General features: G+C 38.0%; 18 protein-coding genes. 5 read left to right on the top strand and 13 right to left on the bottom strand.

Annotated features, from left to right (window positions below; genetic code table 11):
* Position 1: 1 nt before the first annotated feature.
* The 3 genes from fabG to WBF63_RS07270 are packed head-to-tail and all read right to left on the bottom strand — an operon-like array spanning position 2 to position 3416.
* Positions 2-742, bottom strand: a complete 741-nt coding sequence (gene fabG, locus WBF63_RS07280; RefSeq protein WP_424369052.1) for a 3-oxoacyl-ACP reductase FabG — start codon at positions 740-742, stop codon at positions 2-4.
* Complete coding sequence (locus WBF63_RS07275) at positions 739-1872, bottom strand: WG repeat-containing protein (RefSeq protein ID WP_424369051.1); 1134 nt, start codon at positions 1870-1872, stop codon at positions 739-741. Before WBF63_RS07275 ends, fabG begins: the two co-directional genes overlap by 4 nt.
* 26 nt (positions 1873-1898) lie before the next feature.
* The gene (locus WBF63_RS07270; protein ID WP_424369050.1) at positions 1899-3416 is read right to left on the bottom strand and encodes an HAL/PAL/TAL family ammonia-lyase; all 1518 of its coding nucleotides are present in this window, start codon (positions 3414-3416) and stop codon (positions 1899-1901) included.
* Between the two features lie 87 nt (positions 3417-3503).
* Between WBF63_RS07270 and WBF63_RS07265 the strand changes: the two genes are divergently transcribed.
* Genes WBF63_RS07265 through WBF63_RS07255 form a run of 3 tightly spaced genes read left to right on the top strand, consistent with a single transcriptional unit; the run spans position 3504 to position 7670 of the window.
* Entirely contained in the window at positions 3504-4724 is a 1221-nt protein-coding gene (locus WBF63_RS07265; RefSeq protein WP_424369049.1) for an NAD(P)/FAD-dependent oxidoreductase, read from the top strand.
* Complete coding sequence (locus WBF63_RS07260; protein ID WP_424369048.1) at positions 4724-6370, top strand: C45 family autoproteolytic acyltransferase/hydolase; 1647 nt, start codon at positions 4724-4726, stop codon at positions 6368-6370. The genes WBF63_RS07265 and WBF63_RS07260 overlap by 1 nt, the downstream gene beginning before the upstream one ends.
* Position 6371: 1 nt before the next feature.
* Positions 6372-7670 carry a phenylacetate--CoA ligase family protein gene (locus WBF63_RS07255; RefSeq protein ID WP_424369047.1) on the top strand — a complete coding sequence of 433 codons (1299 nt, stop codon included), beginning with the start codon at positions 6372-6374 and terminating at the stop codon, positions 7668-7670.
* Positions 7671-7676: 6 nt separating this feature from the next.
* Here the strand turns inward: WBF63_RS07255 and WBF63_RS07250 are convergent, their stop codons facing one another.
* On the bottom strand, positions 7677-8375 hold the full coding sequence (locus WBF63_RS07250; RefSeq protein WP_424369046.1) for a YjjG family noncanonical pyrimidine nucleotidase: 699 nt from the start codon (positions 8373-8375) through the stop codon (positions 7677-7679).
* A gap of 82 nt (positions 8376-8457) precedes the next feature.
* Here WBF63_RS07250 and WBF63_RS07245 point away from each other — a divergent pair, with 82 nt between their 5' ends.
* Together WBF63_RS07245 and WBF63_RS07240 are read left to right on the top strand one after the other, a co-directional pair.
* Complete coding sequence (locus WBF63_RS07245) at positions 8458-9726, top strand: oligosaccharide flippase family protein (RefSeq protein WP_424369045.1); 1269 nt, start codon at positions 8458-8460, stop codon at positions 9724-9726.
* Entirely contained in the window at positions 9704-10336 is a 633-nt protein-coding gene (locus WBF63_RS07240) for an acyltransferase (protein WP_424369044.1), read from the top strand. The genes WBF63_RS07245 and WBF63_RS07240 overlap by 23 nt, the downstream gene beginning before the upstream one ends.
* Position 10337: 1 nt before the next feature.
* Here WBF63_RS07240 and WBF63_RS07235 read toward each other — a convergent pair whose 3' ends face one another.
* From WBF63_RS07235 to WBF63_RS07195, 9 genes are all read right to left on the bottom strand, one after another.
* Positions 10338-11492, bottom strand: a complete 1155-nt coding sequence (locus WBF63_RS07235; protein WP_424369043.1) for a hypothetical protein — start codon at positions 11490-11492, stop codon at positions 10338-10340.
* A 93-nt stretch (positions 11493-11585) separates the two neighbouring features.
* The gene (locus tag WBF63_RS07230) at positions 11586-12500 is read right to left on the bottom strand and encodes a hypothetical protein (protein WP_424369042.1); all 915 of its coding nucleotides are present in this window, start codon (positions 12498-12500) and stop codon (positions 11586-11588) included.
* Entirely contained in the window at positions 12500-12610 is a 111-nt protein-coding gene (locus WBF63_RS07225; RefSeq protein WP_424369100.1) for a hypothetical protein, read from the bottom strand. Before WBF63_RS07225 ends, WBF63_RS07230 begins: the two co-directional genes overlap by 1 nt.
* A 95-nt stretch (positions 12611-12705) precedes the next feature.
* A complete protein-coding gene (locus WBF63_RS07220; protein WP_424369041.1) occupies positions 12706-13137 on the bottom strand; it encodes a hypothetical protein in 432 nt (143 codons plus the stop codon).
* Positions 13138-13168: 31 nt separating this feature from the next.
* Entirely contained in the window at positions 13169-14416 is a 1248-nt protein-coding gene (locus tag WBF63_RS07215; protein ID WP_424369040.1) for a polysaccharide deacetylase family protein, read from the bottom strand.
* An 87-nt stretch (positions 14417-14503) separates the two neighbouring features.
* Complete coding sequence (gene radC / locus WBF63_RS07210; protein WP_424369039.1) at positions 14504-15196, bottom strand: RadC family protein; 693 nt, start codon at positions 15194-15196, stop codon at positions 14504-14506.
* A gap of 53 nt (positions 15197-15249) precedes the next feature.
* Positions 15250-15921: a nicotinamide riboside transporter PnuC gene (pnuC, locus tag WBF63_RS07205; RefSeq protein WP_424369038.1), complete on the bottom strand. Its 672-nt coding sequence runs from the start codon at positions 15919-15921 to the stop codon at positions 15250-15252.
* 52 nt (positions 15922-15973) lie between these two features.
* The gene (locus WBF63_RS07200) at positions 15974-16669 is read right to left on the bottom strand and encodes a Bax inhibitor-1/YccA family protein (RefSeq protein WP_424369037.1); all 696 of its coding nucleotides are present in this window, start codon (positions 16667-16669) and stop codon (positions 15974-15976) included.
* A gap of 54 nt (positions 16670-16723) precedes the next feature.
* Positions 16724-17353 (bottom strand): 4'-phosphopantetheinyl transferase family protein, encoded by a 630-nt coding sequence (locus tag WBF63_RS07195; protein WP_424369036.1) that lies wholly within the window; start codon positions 17351-17353, stop codon positions 16724-16726.
* Positions 17354-17358: the final 5 nt, after the last annotated feature.

Here is a 17358-nt window from a genome sequence, read left to right as displayed (position 1 = left end):
ATTAGGCGTAAATTCCGCCATTGATGTTTATGGTTTCGCCGGTTATGTAGGAAGCTTTAGGTGAAGCCAGAAAACAAATCAGATCGGCAACTTCTTCCGCTTTGCCGAAACGATTTAAAGGTACTAAATTTTTTAATTCGGATTGGTTTAAATCACTGGTCATATCGGTTTCGATAAATCCGGGAGCGACGGCATTTACGGTAATTTTGCGTTTGGCAATTTCCTGTGCGAGTGCTTTGGTAGCGCCGATCAATCCTGCTTTGGCAGCGGAATAATTGACTTGCCCGGGGGTCCCTTTCATCCCAGAAACCGAAGCTACATTGATGATTCTACCGTATCGGTTTTTCAATAAATCCTGAATTAAATTCCGGGTAACATTGTAAAATCCATTCAAAGTTGTGTTCAAAACTTTCTGCCAGTCTTCTTCTTCCATCCACATCATCAGTCCGTCGCGCGTGATGCCGGCATTGTTGACGATGACTTCAATTATGGCATCTGGGTTTGCGTCTTTCCATTCGTTAAGCCGGGTGTTGACTTCTTCTGCATTGTTCACGTCAAACTGAAGTAGTTCTGCCTTTCCGCCTTTGTCGGTAATTGCTTTGAGTGTTTCTTCTGCTGCTTTTTGGTTGGACTGATAATTAATCAGGATGGCATAACCCAATTCTTCTGAAATTTTCAGGGCTGTTTCACGTCCGATTCCACGTGAAGCACCCGTAATCAATGCATATTTTTCTTTACTCATTTTGTGTCTGCAAAATTTTCGGCATTATCAAACCATTCGCCTACAACTTGACCCGATTTGCTGATAAAGCCCCATTGTTTTTTGTATTTTACTCGGGCAAGTCCATTGATAAATCCTTTTTGGTCGCCTCCTTGTAGAAATCCTATGAAGGCAGTCGAAATATCATATTGATCAGGAATTATCATATTTCCTGTTTTATCAATGAATCCCCATAGTTTATCCTTTTTTACAGGAGCAAGTCCGTCGTTGCTGAAAATTTCGGCGTCTTTGAACTGATTCGGGATAACCATATTTCCGTTGGTGTCAATATATCCCCATTTTTTATCTTTAAAAACAGGAGCAAGACCCTGATTGAAAGCACGAACTTTTTCAAATTGAGGTTCTATGACCCAATTTCCCGTGGTATCAATAAATCCGATTTTATCGTTTTTCTTTGCATACGTCAGTGTGCCGTTTTCCCCAAAGAATTCCCATATTTTAGAGGCTCCGTTTACTACTTTGAAATTCTTGTCAGCGCCAATCAGACCCCAGTCAGTTCCTTTTCTGGCAATGATAACTTTGTTGTCCGATACATTTATATCATCATATTCAGCCGGAATATATATTTTCCCGTCTTTGCTGAGCAACCCCCACTTATTGTTGTCGTTGAATTTTGCCCATCCTTTGTAAAAAGGTTTGATGTCTTTGTATGCAGGCGCCAGTACAGTATTTCCTTTGGTATCTATAAACCCGACTTTATCGCCCTGACGAATGAATGCGATTCCGTCTTCGAAATCATATTTTTTGTCAGAAGCAGGAAATCCTGTGATTTCTTTTCCTGTTTTATCGATGTACATCCAGTTTTTGTTTGATTCCACCAATGCAATTCCACTGTTAAAACTCTTCACACGGTCAAACTGAGGTTCAATGACCATTTTGCCAGTAGCATCAATAAATCCCCATTTTCCATTGACATTTACAGCCGCAAGACCGTCCGAGAAATTTCCGGCAGCTTTGTATTCTATGGGGATTACAATTTTTCCAGAACTGTCCATGTAACCATAATTTTTGCCCTTTCCCACTACAGCTAGTTGCTGAGCAGAAAGGATTCCAAGTATTAAACTCAGCAAAATTGTTAATCTTGTTTTCATAATCATTTGTTTTAGAAGTGTTTTAATTAATTCATAATGAATGATTTAATGCTCTGAAGGTAAGGCGTCAGAACTATATCATCCTTAAATATAGGAACAATTTCCCGTATTTCTGAATAAATTTTTTGTGATTTCGGAGAGAGTTTTTCAAAACAATCCAAATAGTCAATCGCCTGAACGAGTGTCAATAATTGAATTGAAATTACTTCAAATGAATTTTCGATGACTTTTTTGGTCAGCCAGGCTGCATTTGTTCCCATGCTCACAATGTCCTGATTGTCTTTGTTGTTCGGGATGCTGTGAATGTACATAGAATTTGAAAGTGTCTGGTTTTCTGCCGTTGTGGAAGTTGCTGTAAACTGCGCACCTTGAATTCCGAAATTGAGTCCCAGTTTTCCCAAATTGACAAATGCCGGAAGCCTTTCGTTCAGGGAAGGATTCAGTAAATAATTCAATTGACGCTCCTGCAACATGCTCAGCTTGGTAATGGCAATTCTGAGTTTGTCCATTTCAAATGAAACATAATCGCCATGGAAATTGCCTCCATGATAAACATTTTGGGATTCCACATCCACAATCGGATTATCATTGGCCGAATTGACTTCTTCAATCAGAATTTTTTTGGCATTTTCAATACATTCGTAAATAGGCCCGAGAATTTGCGGTACACAGCGGATGGAATAATACTCCTGCAGTTTGTCCTTGAAAATTTCTTCCTGGACCTTCCCGTTGTACAAGTGTTCTTCTCTTTTTCGAATCAGTTTACTACCCGAAATAAATTCGCGCATTTTGCTGGCTACATGTTGCTGTCCGGAATGTTTCTTCACCGAGTTCAACTTTTCTGACAAATGGTCATCATAAGCGCCCATGATTTCGTTGATAAGTGCTGAACAGCTAATCGCATAATCAAATAATTTTTCAGCATAAATCAGATTTACAATTCCGATTCCCGACATTACCGACGTCCCGTTCATCAAAGCAAGTCCTTCGCGCAGGTGGATTTTCATCGGTTCCAAACCTTCTTTTTCAAAAACTTCTTTTGTTGATTTTATTTCACCATTGTAAAGAACTTCACCTTCGCCAATGAGCGTTAGTGCAAGATGGGCAAGCTGAACCAAATCGCCGCTGGCGCCAACTCCACCGTGCTGATAAATTACGGGAGTGATATTTCGGTTGATGAGTTCCTTCATCAGTTCTATGGCCGAAATGTGAATGCCCGAATGTCCCAGACTCAGCGTGTTCATACGCGCAAGTATGGAGGATTTCACATAAATTTCCGGAAGAATTTCTCCCATTCCGCTTGAATGACTTCGGATGAGGTTGTATTGTAATTGAATCCGGTCTTCGTCATTAATCCGGTATTGTGCCATAGGTCCAAATCCGGTATTGACACCATAAATGATTTTATCTTCTGCGAAACCAGTCAGGAAATCAAAACTTTTTCTGACCTGATTTTGGATGGATTCTGATAATTCAACTTTCTGATTATCAAAAACAATACTTCGGAAATCTCCCAGTGAAACCGAACCTTTAATTTGAATCATAGTAATGAGCTCTATATTTTTTACAGAGAAGTCGCAAATTTAATAATATCTGTATAAATTTGGTGGGAATTAGGACTTAAATAAAAAATGAAAACTGAAAACGTAGACGTTCTCGTCATAGGGGCAGGCCCGTCCGGAGCTGTCGCTGCTGCAATCCTGGAAAAAAATGGAATCAATTTAAAAGTAGTTGAAAGAGAGAAGTTTCCCCGATTTGTAATCGGAGAAAGTCTTATCCCAAGGTGTATGGATAACTTTGATGAAGCGGGATTTATCGAGGGGATTTTGGAAAAAGGTTTCGAAAAAAAACTATCCGCACGTTTTCTTCGCGGAGAGGAAGTTTGCCATTTTGATTTTAGTCAGAAATATACAAAAGGCTGGGACTGGACCTGGCAAATGCCACGTGCCGAATTCGATAAAACACTGACCGATATACTCCAAAGTCGTGGAGTGGACATTGAATTTGAAACAACCGTGGAAAATGTGATTTTCAACGGAAGTGATTCGGTTACAACCGTTTCAAACGCAAAAGGAACCAAAGAAATTCATGCGAAATTCATCATCGATAGTAGTGGGTACGGAAGGGTCTTGCCACGACTTTTTAATTTGGATGTGCCCAGCTCGCTGGATCCGATGTCGGCTATTTTTGTTCACCTAAAAGACGAAAGAAGACCCAAAGGAGTGGAAGGAACTCAAATTACCTTTGATGTGCTTTCGCAGAAAAACTGGTTTTGGGTCATTCCCTTTTCAGAAAATATTTCTTCACTTGGACTTGTTGCACCAAAAGAATACCTGGAAGCAGTCGATAAAGGCGATAATGAGGAAACATTCCGGGAAATCATCCGACAATCAGATTATTACAGAGAAAGATTTGACGGACTTGAATTTATATTTGAACCTAAAAAACTGGTGGCTTATTCGTCAGCCGTCAAAAAATTATACGGTCCGGGTTATGCACTAACCGGAAATAGTGCGGAATTTTTGGATCCTGTGTTTTCATCAGGTGTTTGTTTTGCTTCTGAGTCCGGAGCAACGGCCGCACGACTGATATCCAAACAACTTAAAGGTGAATCAGTTGATTGGGAAAGTGAATATGAGCAGTACATCATGGAAGGCGTGGGCGTATTTCGCTCGTATGTAAAAACTTGGTACACAGGAGAGTTGCAACGCTTGTTTTTCCATCCCGAAGTAAATGAGGACATCAAAAGCAAACTTTGTTCAGTACTTGCCGGATATGTATGGGACAAGACCAACCCTTTTGTGTCCAAGCATGACAGAGCGGTTCAGGCCATTGCACACGTTTTGACTTGATGAATTTTCTAGTAAAACATATCATGCTCTGGATTTCAGTTTTTACACTGATTTCCTGTGCGGCTCCTAAAGAATTACCTACTTTCAATTACACGGTTGAACCTTTTCCAGAAAAAATTGATTCCGGTGATTTTAAATTATTGGGAAATAATCTTTTGCAAAAGAATTCATACGATATCTGGGAATTGTATCTCGAAGGAAATCCGCTGGAAAGAGGACTGGCAAACGGAAATCTCACCGAAGAATTGATGTACGAACAGGAAAAAATCTTCGTTTCCAAAATCGAAGAATTGGTTCCTTCGAAATTTCAACAAAATCTGGTGCGTGGTTTTCTGAAGTTTTTCAATCGGAAATTACATAAACATGTCACGGAAGAATACACAGCGGAAATTTATGGAATTTCCGAATTCACATCAGAGGAATTTAATTTCGTGGCGCCGGTTTTCTGGCGAACTTTGTACTTTCACGCTGCACACGACATCGGCCATGCTTTGCAAGATCTGGCAATGGTCGGATGTACTTCCTTTGCGGCTTGGGGCGAGAATTCGGCCGATGGAAAATTAATCCTCGGTAGAAACTTCGATTTTTATATCAATGATGAATTTTCTGAAAATAAAATCATTGCTTTCATCAATCCTGACGAAGGTCATAAACACGCCATCGTCACTTGGCCGGGATTTGTGGGCGCGGTTTCCGGAATGAACGAAATAGGAATTACCGTCACGATCAACGCCGGAAAATCTTCCATTCCGTTAGTCGCTAAAACGCCAATTTCATTGGTGGCGAGAGAGATTTTGCAATATGCCGGAAATTTTGAAGAAGCGATAGAAATCGCTAAAAAAAGAGAAGTTTTTGTAGCCGAGTCGATTATGGTCGGCAGTGCCGAGGAAAAATCAGCGATTTTAATCGAGGTTTCACCAAGGAAATTCGATGTGTATCGGGTGGCGAGTTCCGCCGATTTATTGGTTTGTTCCAATCATTTTCAAAGCGAAATTTATCAGTCCGATAAAAAAAATCAGAAAGCCATTGCTGAGTCGCATTCGCAATATCGATTTGAAAAAATGAATGAATTAATCGCTGAAAATCCACCGGTTTCACCGGAAATTGCAGCCGATTTTTTACGAAATAAATCAGGATTGAATGAACTGGAAATCGGATATGGAAACGAAAAAGCAATCAATCAGCTTTTGTCGCATCACGCCGTGATTTTTAAACCGGAAGACCGCTTGATGTGGGTTTCGGCCAATCCCTATCAGCTGGGCGCTTTTGTGGCTTATGACCTGAATGAGGTGTTTGAAAAAATGGAAAACGGCGATTGGGGAGATTTTTCGGTGGAAGAATTGATCATTCCCGAAGATGAATTTTTGCATTCAGACGAATTCCAAAATTATTTAGCATTTAAAAAAGAAATGAAACGTTTTGAAACAGATGAAATGATTTCGGAAAAGGAAATTCATTCGTTCATCCAATTAAATCCGGAATTTTGGAAAACCTATTTTTTGGTGGGCGAATATTATTTCGAAAGAAAAAATTATAAAAAAGCCCTGGAAAATTATAAAATTGCTCTGGAAAAGGAAATTACAACCGTTCCCGACCGTGAATTTTTGGAAAAAAGAATTCGGAAATCGGAACGAAAGATGAAATAAAATGATAAAACTACCCGAAATAGAAAGAAAATCAAAAGAAGAAATCAAAGCTTTTCAAAATGAACTTCTAAAAAAGCAATTGGGTTACCTTCAAGAAAATTCAGCATATTATTCGGAATTATTTAAGAATCAAAATATTGATATTGAGTCAATTAATTCGGTAGAAGATCTTATAAAAATTCCGGTTACGACCAAAGATGAACTTCAGAAATACAATGAGAAATTTCTTTGCGTTCCCAAATCTGAGATTGCTGATTATGTTTCGACTTCGGGTACTTCGGGTGATCCGGTCTTGATTGCGATGACCGATGAAGATTTGGAGCGATTGGCGTACAATGAAGCTTTGTCTTATGATTGTGCTGGGTTAAATACTGGAAATACTCTTCAGCTTACGACGACTTTGGATCGTCGATTTATGGCCGGACTGGCGTATTTTTTAGGAGCTCGAAAAGCCGGAATTGGCGTGGTAAGGGTGGGTTCGGGCGTACCGGAACTACAATGGGACACCATCCGAAAAATCAAACCCGATGCGCTGATTTGTGTTCCTTCGTTCTTGTTGAAAATGATTGAATACGCTGAAGAAAACAACATCGATTATCGGAATTCAAGTGTGAAAAAGGTAATTTGCATTGGCGAACCTTTGCGCAATCAGGATTTTTCGGACAATGTTCTGGCGTCCAAAATTAAATCAAAATGGCCTTTGGAATTGTATTCGACCTATGCTTCCACCGAAATGGCGACGGCTTTTACCGAATGCGAAGCCGGAATGGGCGGTCATCATCATCCGGAATTGATTATCTGCGAATTTCTGGATGAAAATGATCAGCCGGTGACTGAGGGCGAAGCCGGTGAGTTAGTCGTTACGACGCTGGGTGTGAGGGGAATGCCGTTGTTGCGTTATAAAACCGGAGACATTGTAAAGCCTTATCACGAAAAATGCAGTTGTGGCCGTACGACTTTTCGTTTGGGGCCACTTGTGGGGCGGAAACAGCAGATGATTAAATACAAAGGAACTTCACTTTATCCGCCGTCTTTGCTCGATTTATTGAATGATTTTGAGGAGGTGAAACATTATGTAATTGAAGTTTTTTCGAGTGAAATTGACGAAGATGAAATTCAGGTCAAAGTTTTTTCCACCAATGAAACGGATGAGATGCTGGATCGAATCAAAGACCGTTTCCGCGCCAAAGTCCGGGTGAGTCCGCGGATTCAATTTGTTTCCGAACCGGAAATACTGAAAATAAAATTTCCTGAAAATTCGAGGAAAGCCATCACATTTTTAGACAATAGAAAGAGTTAAAACCGTTTAGAGGTGGTTTTTGAGTTCGGTCAGTTTGTGGATAACCGGGATTTCTTCCACCCACATATGATTTTCATTGAGCGGGTTGAAGAAAATGGCTTGCATACCCAAGCGATGAGCACCTACCATATCGGCAATCCAGTCGTCACCAATGTAAACTGAGTTTTCAATTCTGGCATCTGACTTTCCGATTGCTGTAAGAAATGCTTTGGCGTCCGGTTTTGGTGCGCCGGCTTCCTCGGCGGTGGTAATCGTTTCCATATAATCTTTGATGAGACAACCGTTTATTTTTTGGTGTGTGACTTCTTCAAATCCGTTGGAAAGGATGTGCAATTGATACTTTCCGTGCAGGTATTTGAGGATTTCTTCGGTTCCTTCCACCACATAATTGGACGTGGTTACTTCATCCACAAATCTTTGTTCGTACTCCATTGCAAAATCTGCTGTCGGAATTCCCATATTGGCAAAAGCTTCGGGAAAACGACGGGCACGAAGCTGTTCTTTGGTCAGTTTTCCGTCACGGTAATCTGCCCAAAGCTGTTCATTGCTTTCATAATAATGCGGATAAAATTCTTCGAATGAATATCCGTAGGTATCTTTTATCTGAAATTCTTCGTAAAGTTTGACAAGTGTGATTTTGGCGTTTCGTCTGTAATCCCAAAGTGTGTTGTCCAAATCAAAAAAGATGTGCTTGATGTTTTCCATAAGCCTGCAAAAGTATAAAGTTTAATGTTTAAAGTTCAATGTTCGGGGTTAATTATTAGTTTTGTTTTAAATTCATTTTGATTTGCGAATCAACCGGAAACAATTTCAAACCAAAAATTTCAAAGGCGTGCTCTCCTTGCTTGCGGGAAATACGATTTCCAAGGTCATCGTGACGATTGGAGGGATGATTCTCGCAAATTATTACGGGCCTGAGAGTTATGGTTTTTACAATGTTTTCCTGAGCTATGTTTTGATTTTACCTGTTTTATCAGGTCTGCGGCTTGACAACATCATGATTTTGCAGAGGGGAAGCAAAGAGGTTCGGAATCTTTTCAGCGGAATTATAGTCATTTCCTTTTTACTGAGTTTCCTGATGATAACAGTGATGGCTGTTATGAAACTCTTGAATGTGTTTTCGTTTCAGATGTCTTATTTTCTCCTTTTTCTTACGGGACTTGGATCAATTCTGACGGCTTGGAACCTGACACAAAACAACATGTTTACGAAGTATAAACTTTTTAAACAAATTTCTACTGCGTTTGTGATTTCTTCTGTTTTTTCGGTTGTATTTCAGACGATTTTTTATTTCATCGGTCTGACTGATAATGGTTTGATTTATGGCTGGATTTTGGGGCTGATCGCTTCTTTTCTTTATAATTTGAGAGTTTCCAAAGGTCAAATTATAAAAGTAAATATTCCGATGTTTAGACAAAGTGTGAAGGAGCATATTGAAATTGTCAAATTCACTTATCCGTCTGATTCCTTGAACGCTATTGCCAATAATATACTTCCTATTTTGGTGATTTTCTATTTTACATCGGCAGAAGTAGGGTTGTACGGGATGGCTTTCAAAATTCTCTCGGTTCCACTTGTTTTGCTGTCGGGATCTGTTTCGAGAGTTTATTTTCAGAAAGCTGTTTCGCTTAATCATTCCAATAAAAAGAGTTTGGAGAAACTGACCTATAAGGTAATTGTTTCAAATGTGGCCATCATTTTTGTCTTTGTGATTTTTATGAATACACTGGGAATTTATTTGCTCGACTTATTTCTGAAAGACGCCTGGGACGGAGTGGGAGCTTATGTTCTGGCTTTGTCTTTCTGGATTCTTGCAAGAAGTGCGATGAATCCGATTGCGCCTTTGGTAGTTGTGCTCAAAAAAAATCATTATTCGTTGATTTTCAATATCTATTTATTATTGTCAAATTTGATTGCAATTTATTTAGGTGTGCTGAAAAATGATTTTCTATATTGCGTTTGGATTTTCTCGATTCTGTCTGGAATCGGTTATTTAGTATTGCTGGGAATGGTTTTATACAATTTGAAAAAAAATGTCAAAGTATCAGAAAGTTAACTGGAAAAAGAAACTGGATTTTTGGTTGTTTGGCTGGATTGTGAACTGGGCGTATCCGGAATATTATCGGCCAAAATATGGCTATAAATCTTATAGGAATATTTTTATTTATAACTTAATTCCTCAGAAAATTTTTGGAATCAATCGTCATGTCCCCTGGCCAGTTCATTTTACTTCCCGTGTAGGAAATCCTGAAAAAATCAAGACTGGGATTATGAGTGATCCAGGAGATAATATCGGGATTTATATACAGGCAAACATGGGGATAGAAATCGGCCATAATGTGGGAATAGGTGCCGGTTCGGCGCTTATTTCTTCGAATCACAATCATAATGACCATTCGGTTCATGATGAAGTCCGACCGATAAGAATCGGTAATAATGTTTTTATTGGAGCCAATTCAGTTATACTTCCCGGAATTCAGATTGGAAATAATGTAGTAATAGGAGCGGGGTCAGTGGTGGCAAAAGATATTCCTTCCAATTCTATAGCGGTGGGAAATCCTTGCAAAGTAATCAAGGAGAAACAGCCTTATATTGAGAGATTCGATCAGATTGAATTTAACCGAAAAATTCCGGAAAAGTATAAAGATTACTTCAGTTCTTATTGAGTTATTCACTCCGTATTATTGATGTACGGTGTTTTTCGAAATTTTTGAAATCCCGTCCGTGTGCATCCACGATTTTTCCTTTTCCTTTGAAAATTATTTTTGAGTTTTTGTTCAGTTTTATATAGGATTGGGGCGGTAAGATGATTGAATCTGAAATAACGAGCGTTTTGTCCCGTGCCAGTTCAAAATTATGATAAAATCTGCGTGGTCTGTCCCAAACGGTGTCTTCTTTCAGGAACCAGACTGCACCGTATGCGGACTCCGGAGTGACAAATTGTATAAGGTTTGTTCTTGTCAGGTTCCAGTGCATTTTCTTGATTTCGGTAGGGGGGAGCCAGTTTCTTTTGTGGTTGTGCTTTTGCGACATTAGAGAAAAAACACATTTATTGGCTCCATGATATTCATTGGAATGAGAAAGCCCTAAATTATGACCTTGTTCATGTGCCAATGCATGCCCTAACCACCATCCTTTTGTGACGGACCAATCTGTGTCATAATTTTTAGGTGACTGATATTTTTGCATTAAATATGCGGGATACCTGTTGGGTGCATGAAGCTGTGAACTCCTGTTTAAATCCGTGGAGCTTGGTAACTGAGCCGCAAGATTCCCAGCAAGATCATAACCTTCACCTTTTTTCTTCACCAAATCATCAAACCGTTTTCCGTTTTGAGTAAAATAGACATTTATAGCCTTGGGTAGGTTCAGTTTAGAGATTGAGTCATCTAGCGGCTTTATATACCAGTGTTCAGTTGGACTGAATCCTCCAAATTTCTTTTCTTCCGGTAGGGCTCCACTGTTGAGATAATCCCAGTAGTAGCTATTTTTAACCGGAATGATATTATAAACAAAACGGATTTTTGCATCTTTTATAAAATCTGTCCCCGTATAGCAACCTGTAAGATCGGCAGGTTTTTGAAAATTTGAAAAAGTTTTATTTGATTGATCCAGATATTCTAGCAATAAACTTTTTTCTTCCGGATTGTTTAAATCAAAATTCCCTGTTCCGTCATCTTTATATAAAATCACAGCATTAACTCGAATGGTCAATTGCTGATAGGATTCTGCAAAAGGATAACTATAATGTTCAGGATCTTTTTTTTGCGCTATGAGACCCATTGTAAAACTTAAAAACAAGCATACCAGAATTTTTTTCATTGGAGTTCTACATTTTAGTCATTGCAATTTACAAAAACTATACTTTACGAAAAACCAACTCTATTTCTAATTATAAATGATCATTAAAAAGGTTTACCTTAATTTGCTAAGTGTTTTTTTTAAAAAAGCCGGGAATTCAAAGTTTGAAAAATTTTTAAAATATCTTTTTTCAGCACCAAATCCTTCGATGAAAGAAGCTACGCCGGGAATCATAGAACCTTCAAAGTCCAATAAAAGGTTTTGAGTCGCTTCTGTTTCAATTAAATGATTTTTGATAAAAGCAGATGAATTATACTTATCTAATTCTTTATGACGGTAAAAAGCAAGACAATAGATTCTGTTCTTTGAATATACGAAGGCTTGGGCTGCAATATATTTGCCCTCCTTTTTTATATAAAATAATCGCAAGGAATCCTTTTCCAAAAGCTTTAAAAGTAAACTGGACTTCATTTCCATTTCAGAAATAGGATTGAGAAGCGAATAAAAATCTTTCTGTAGCTTATAAAAAAAGTTAAGATTCCAGCTTTTCTCAACTTCTAAATTATGATTTTTGGATCGGTTTATATCTTTCTTCCTTTTGTCCTTGTAACCCGTACGAATAGCTTTATATTCGGAACTTAAATCCAGGATAAAATTGGTTCTTCTTTCTCCTTCTGGCTGATAACGTTCCGTATTTTCCTCGTTGAAATGATAGGCTCGAACCTTGTATCGATGCAGTTTTTTTTCGAATTCACGGAAAAGCTCATCCGAAATTTCTTCTTTGTAAAAAACACCTAACTGCTGACAATAAATCGGTTGCAAAACAAATTTAATCCCAAATTTATATTGCAAAGGAATCGGCATAATTACCTCATAATCACCAAACACCAAGCATTCCCATTTTTCCTCTGTCAAAATATCCAAATACCAATGTTCGGCATAAATCCTATAATTCGAAGCATCATTTAAGGCTTTCGAATATTTATCTACATCTAAATCTTTGCGTTTTATTTTTTGGAGTTTGAACATTATGACTGATAAAATTCCGGAGTTAAATAAAATACTGTATCAATAAAATATAATATTCCATTATTCGAGATCACATTCTCATCGTGCAAATCTTCGAAAATTAATCCAATTTCTTTATTAAATTAGTCATTATTTCGGGTTCTCTCGAAATGATTGTTTGACAAAAATAGCTCAACAAGCTTCAAATCAGCCATTTCAGTGGAAGTTATAAACTTTGTTTTACAACTGAATGTAATTCTTCATTTATTTTTCTAAATCCTAAAAGTTCATATTCAGTAGAAGGAAAAAAGTAATTGTGAATTAGTAGGCTGTTGAAATAATCTGACCAAGACTCATAAAAAATAGCATCATTAAGCTTAATAACATATTGATCATCTAGCCGATAAACCTTTTGCTCAGCACCTTCTGTTAAATAATTATCTGAAGAAATTTCTGACTCAAACCAAAAGTCTTCCTTAGTTATAAACTCTGATAAATAGATTGCTTCTTCTTTTTTGAAGTACTTTTCTTTTGAAGAAACTGAACTTGCTTTTTCATTTCTTCTAAGGTATAGCTGGAATTTTTTGAAAGATTTGCTTCTGCCTTTCGATTCATTTCCGAAAATGAGATTTTGTAGTTCATTTTTTAAATTTTTCATGGAATTCAATCCTCCCAAAGTTACTAAATTTTTATTCAACCAAACTTTCCATCACTTTTCCCCAACCTTCCCACTGCTCGCGGAAATTGGAATTATGAAAAAGCACAACCATTTCTCCATTGACTTTTTCGATTTCCGATTTTAATCTTTGAACCTCATCAATCGATTCTTCTACCGATAAGTTCATATAGTTGCGCAACGTCACATCCATCGCACAAAAAGGATGAACTTTTAATTTGGTTTTAATTTCTTTCGATAAATCATACCAGAAAAACGGTGTACAAGTTCCGGCTCTGAATCCGGTTTCATCGGCATAAGCCATCGAATAATCTTCCCAGATTCCGTTCTGAATCAGGTTTCGATAAGTTTCAGGAAAACGAAGCATGATATAATGTTGTCTGGATTTCTTGATTTTCTGACCAAGGATCTTTTCCAATCTTTCGATTTCCTTTTTCAGTTTTTCAGGCTGCGAATTGGAAGCATAGGAAGGATGAATTCCTGATTCCGCCCACTGCGAAACTTCTCTTATTTTTTGTGCAAAATTCAAATTCCCAACCGGATTATTTTTATCGAACTTTCCATAATCGGCCATCAACCAAAAAAAAATCATGCTGATGTTATTGTCTTTTTTGTCATTCCGAGGAATCGAGGAATCTAAAAAAGATTGAAAGAATTCAAATGTATCAAAAGGATCATTTTCTTTTCCTGAAATAATTTTTCTTCGCTTCGCCAATTCTTTGAAATTCAGCTTGGTGAAATCTTTCAGAAAAGCGCCATAGGTTCGTTTGAAACCTTTGTTCCGATACTTCCAAACCTGATCAACATCACAAGTTAAAACTAGTTCAAATTTCCTTTTTTTAAATTCCATTTGCGGATGTTTCGATTTCAATTCTTTCTGAAATTCCAAAATCCAATTGTCCACAAAAGGCGTTTTATACACTTTTCCTTTGCCGGAAATCCGACCGTGCAAATCTCGTTCTTGCGGTAAATATTCTTCGTATCGACTCAAGGCAAAAAACAGTTTCCCGACCGGATGCAATGCTTCAAATTTCACCGAACCAAAAATCCCGGTTTCCTGCATAAACTCATCGGATTTCAAATGAATTTCATCGGAAAATTGATCTTTTGAATAATTTATTTTAGGCAAATCCGATGCTTCAAAAAACTGGACATTACTTGTCAGTTCAAAATCCAATCCCGAGAATTCACGCAATATAAAATCAAAAATATACTGAACACGTGGTGAAATTTTCTCGGTATAAATCAGGATTTTCTGCATTTAAAAGTTTGATGTTTAAAATTTAAGGTTCAAAGTTAATTGTATTTGACACGACAGCAGAAAGTTTTCTATTCTCTATGTTCTAACTCACAATTTCCCTTCATCGGCGAAGCTAAAGTACGATTTCTGATTTAAAATCAGGTGGTCGAGCAGTTCGATGTCCAAAGTTCGGGCTGCCGTTTTGATTTTTTCGGTAAGTCTATAATCGTCACGGCTGGGATTGAGATTCCCGGACGGATGATTGTGCGCCAGAATAATTCCGGTGGCGTATTCTTCCAAGGCAATTTTCATGATAATCCGAACGTCCACCGCCACATAACTGATGCCACCTCGACCGATGAGTTCTTTTTTCACTACGAAATTTCCTTGATTTAAGAACAAAACCCAGAATTCTTCCACATTCAAATCGCCAATGATGCTCTGCATGACCTGGAAAATATCGCGACTTCGGGTAATTTTGGGTTTTTCAGGCAATTCCTGAATGGCTTTTCGCCGACCGATTTCAAGGGCCGTAATGATACTAATGGCCTTGGCTTCACCGATTCCTTTGAATTTGCACAAATCCTTGATACTGAGCCGTGAAAGATTATTCCAATTATTATCGACCGAATTCAGAATTCGTTTGGCAAGTTCCACCGCCGATTCTTCCCGGGAACCACTTCCCATGATGATGGCCAATAGTTCCGAATCGGAAAGTGCACGCTCTCCTTTTAGTGAAAGTTTTTCACGCGGACGGTCATCCTCCGCCCAATTTTTAATGGATTTCTGTTGGTAATTCATTTGTTTCAGGTTTTGGGTAGTCTAAAATTAGCCAATAAATTCCTGAAAACAAATTATTGGCTCATCCGAGCGTTTTTCTTCCATTCGATCAGTCCATTTACCGCTAAAATGGTGAACACCAAATACTGAATAGACGAAATCGCATAACCTTTGTAGAGCAATAAAGGAATCATAATTAAATCACCAATAATCCAAAAAATCCAGTTGTCTACTTTTTGTTTGGCCATCATCCACATACCAATTAAGAAAATTCCGGTCAGAGAAGCATCGATATAATCCACTGCTGTATAAAAGAAACCCAATTGATGATCGAGCGCGAAGTTAAATCCGCTGTCAATCAAAGGGCGATAATAATAAACCGCCAGTATGAATAAAAAAGTGAAAACAAATAATCCGGCTGCTTTCAGATAATCTTGTTTAGAAGCCCAATATACCTGAACATGTACATGGTCTTCTTCCGTGTTTTTTCGCCAAAGAACCCAACCGTAAACGCTCATAATCGTATAGTAGAAATTAATCAAACTTTCTCCGTACAATCCCCAGTTAAAATACAAATAGATATACAAAAACGTAGAAACAATTCCGGTGGGATATACCCAAATGTTTCGTTTCATGGAAAAGAAAACACTGGCAATTCCCAAAAATGCCGCAATGCATTCCAGGATGATTTGAAAGTTTTCGTAGGTTTTGTAGGGTTCTATCAAATACGCTAAAATTTCACTCATAAATCCAATAAAAAAGCCCGACAGTAGTCGAGCTTAAGGTATTATTAAATAATTAATCTCTAGACATAAAAATACGCAAGATGTACCAAAACAATAGCATCAAGGAAGCAAATAATGATAGCGAAGCGGGGATATATTGGTCGGTTGAATACTCATTTTTGATTTGATGAGTTGAGTATAAAATACTGCCCGAGGCTAAAATAACCATTCCAACCGAAAACCATAAACCTAAATTAAATCCAAAAACGACGCCTGCGACAATTAAACCTAAGGCGATAAAAAAACCAACGGTGAGTCCGGTTCGTAAAAATGAGAAATCGGTTTTGGTTAACATAACTGCCGCTGTCAATCCTAAAAACATACCTGCTGTAATAATTCCGGCTTGCATCACCATTTGAGGGCCACCGCCGTAATACATTGCGATATAAAGAATCGGAACAAAAATCAAAGCTTGAGCAACGATATAGAGTAAATAACCTAAATATTGCTGGCTTTTATTGGCGGTTTTGTAAGCTAAATTTTGAGCAAACCAAGTCACGGCCATAAAACCACCCAATAAAAGCAACCATGAGTATCCTTGTAAAGACAACATCATGTTGACAATGGTTTCTGATCGTAAGAAAAACGATTCGATAAGGATAAAAGCAGCTACCCCAAGCGCCACATGTGAATATGTTTTTCTATAAAATGTTGCTTTTTCAATCTCAGTAGCTTGGGCTACCAGAATAGGGTTATTAGTGTATTCCATTAGTTAAATTTTGCTAAAGATAAAAAATTAATCAGATGTGAATAAGTTTTTAATTCATTCTACATCCAGCACCCAAACCAGGTAATAATCCTCCACTTTGGTGTAGTAGGAAATAAATTTCTCGCTTTTCCTTTCATCGGAAATCCAACTTGAAATCGGTGTGTTTTCTTTTAACTCAAAGGGTTCTACCCGATAATGATGCAAGAAATTCCAGAGGTTTCCGCCGTTTAGTTTGTACAATCCTTCCTTAATTCCCCAAATCACATGCAGGTATTCTTCTTCTCTTTCCTTGGGAATCCAATCGGCTTCATCCTCACGAATGAATTTCTCCTTGATGTTTAAAATTTTATGCGGACGGCTTTTTTCAATATCAATCCCAATGTTGAACTTGCTAAGTCCGATGCATACCATATCAAATGAATGCGTGATGGAAAGTTGTTTGCTCGACGGCAAATAAGGTTTTCCGTTTTTGTGGTAATAGACATCAAAATCCAAATCTAATTCTTTCAGACAAGCGCGCAGTCCCAAATATTCTTTGGCTTGTTTCGGACCCAAAGTCAGGTATTTCATAATCCGATACGGACTCAACTGAAGATATTCCAGCAATTCCTCGTCGGACTCCGTAGTTTTCCAACCCACGATCCGTGTGAATTCATCATGATGTAAAGAATTGATAAGGGGCATTTTAA

Origin of the sequence: Moheibacter sp. (genome assembly GCF_049672845.1) — a bacterium.
Taxonomy (GTDB): Bacteria; Bacteroidota; Bacteroidia; order Flavobacteriales; family Weeksellaceae; genus Moheibacter.
Note: the sequence above shows the minus strand (reverse complement) of the source record. Positions and strands in the feature narration are given on the sequence as shown.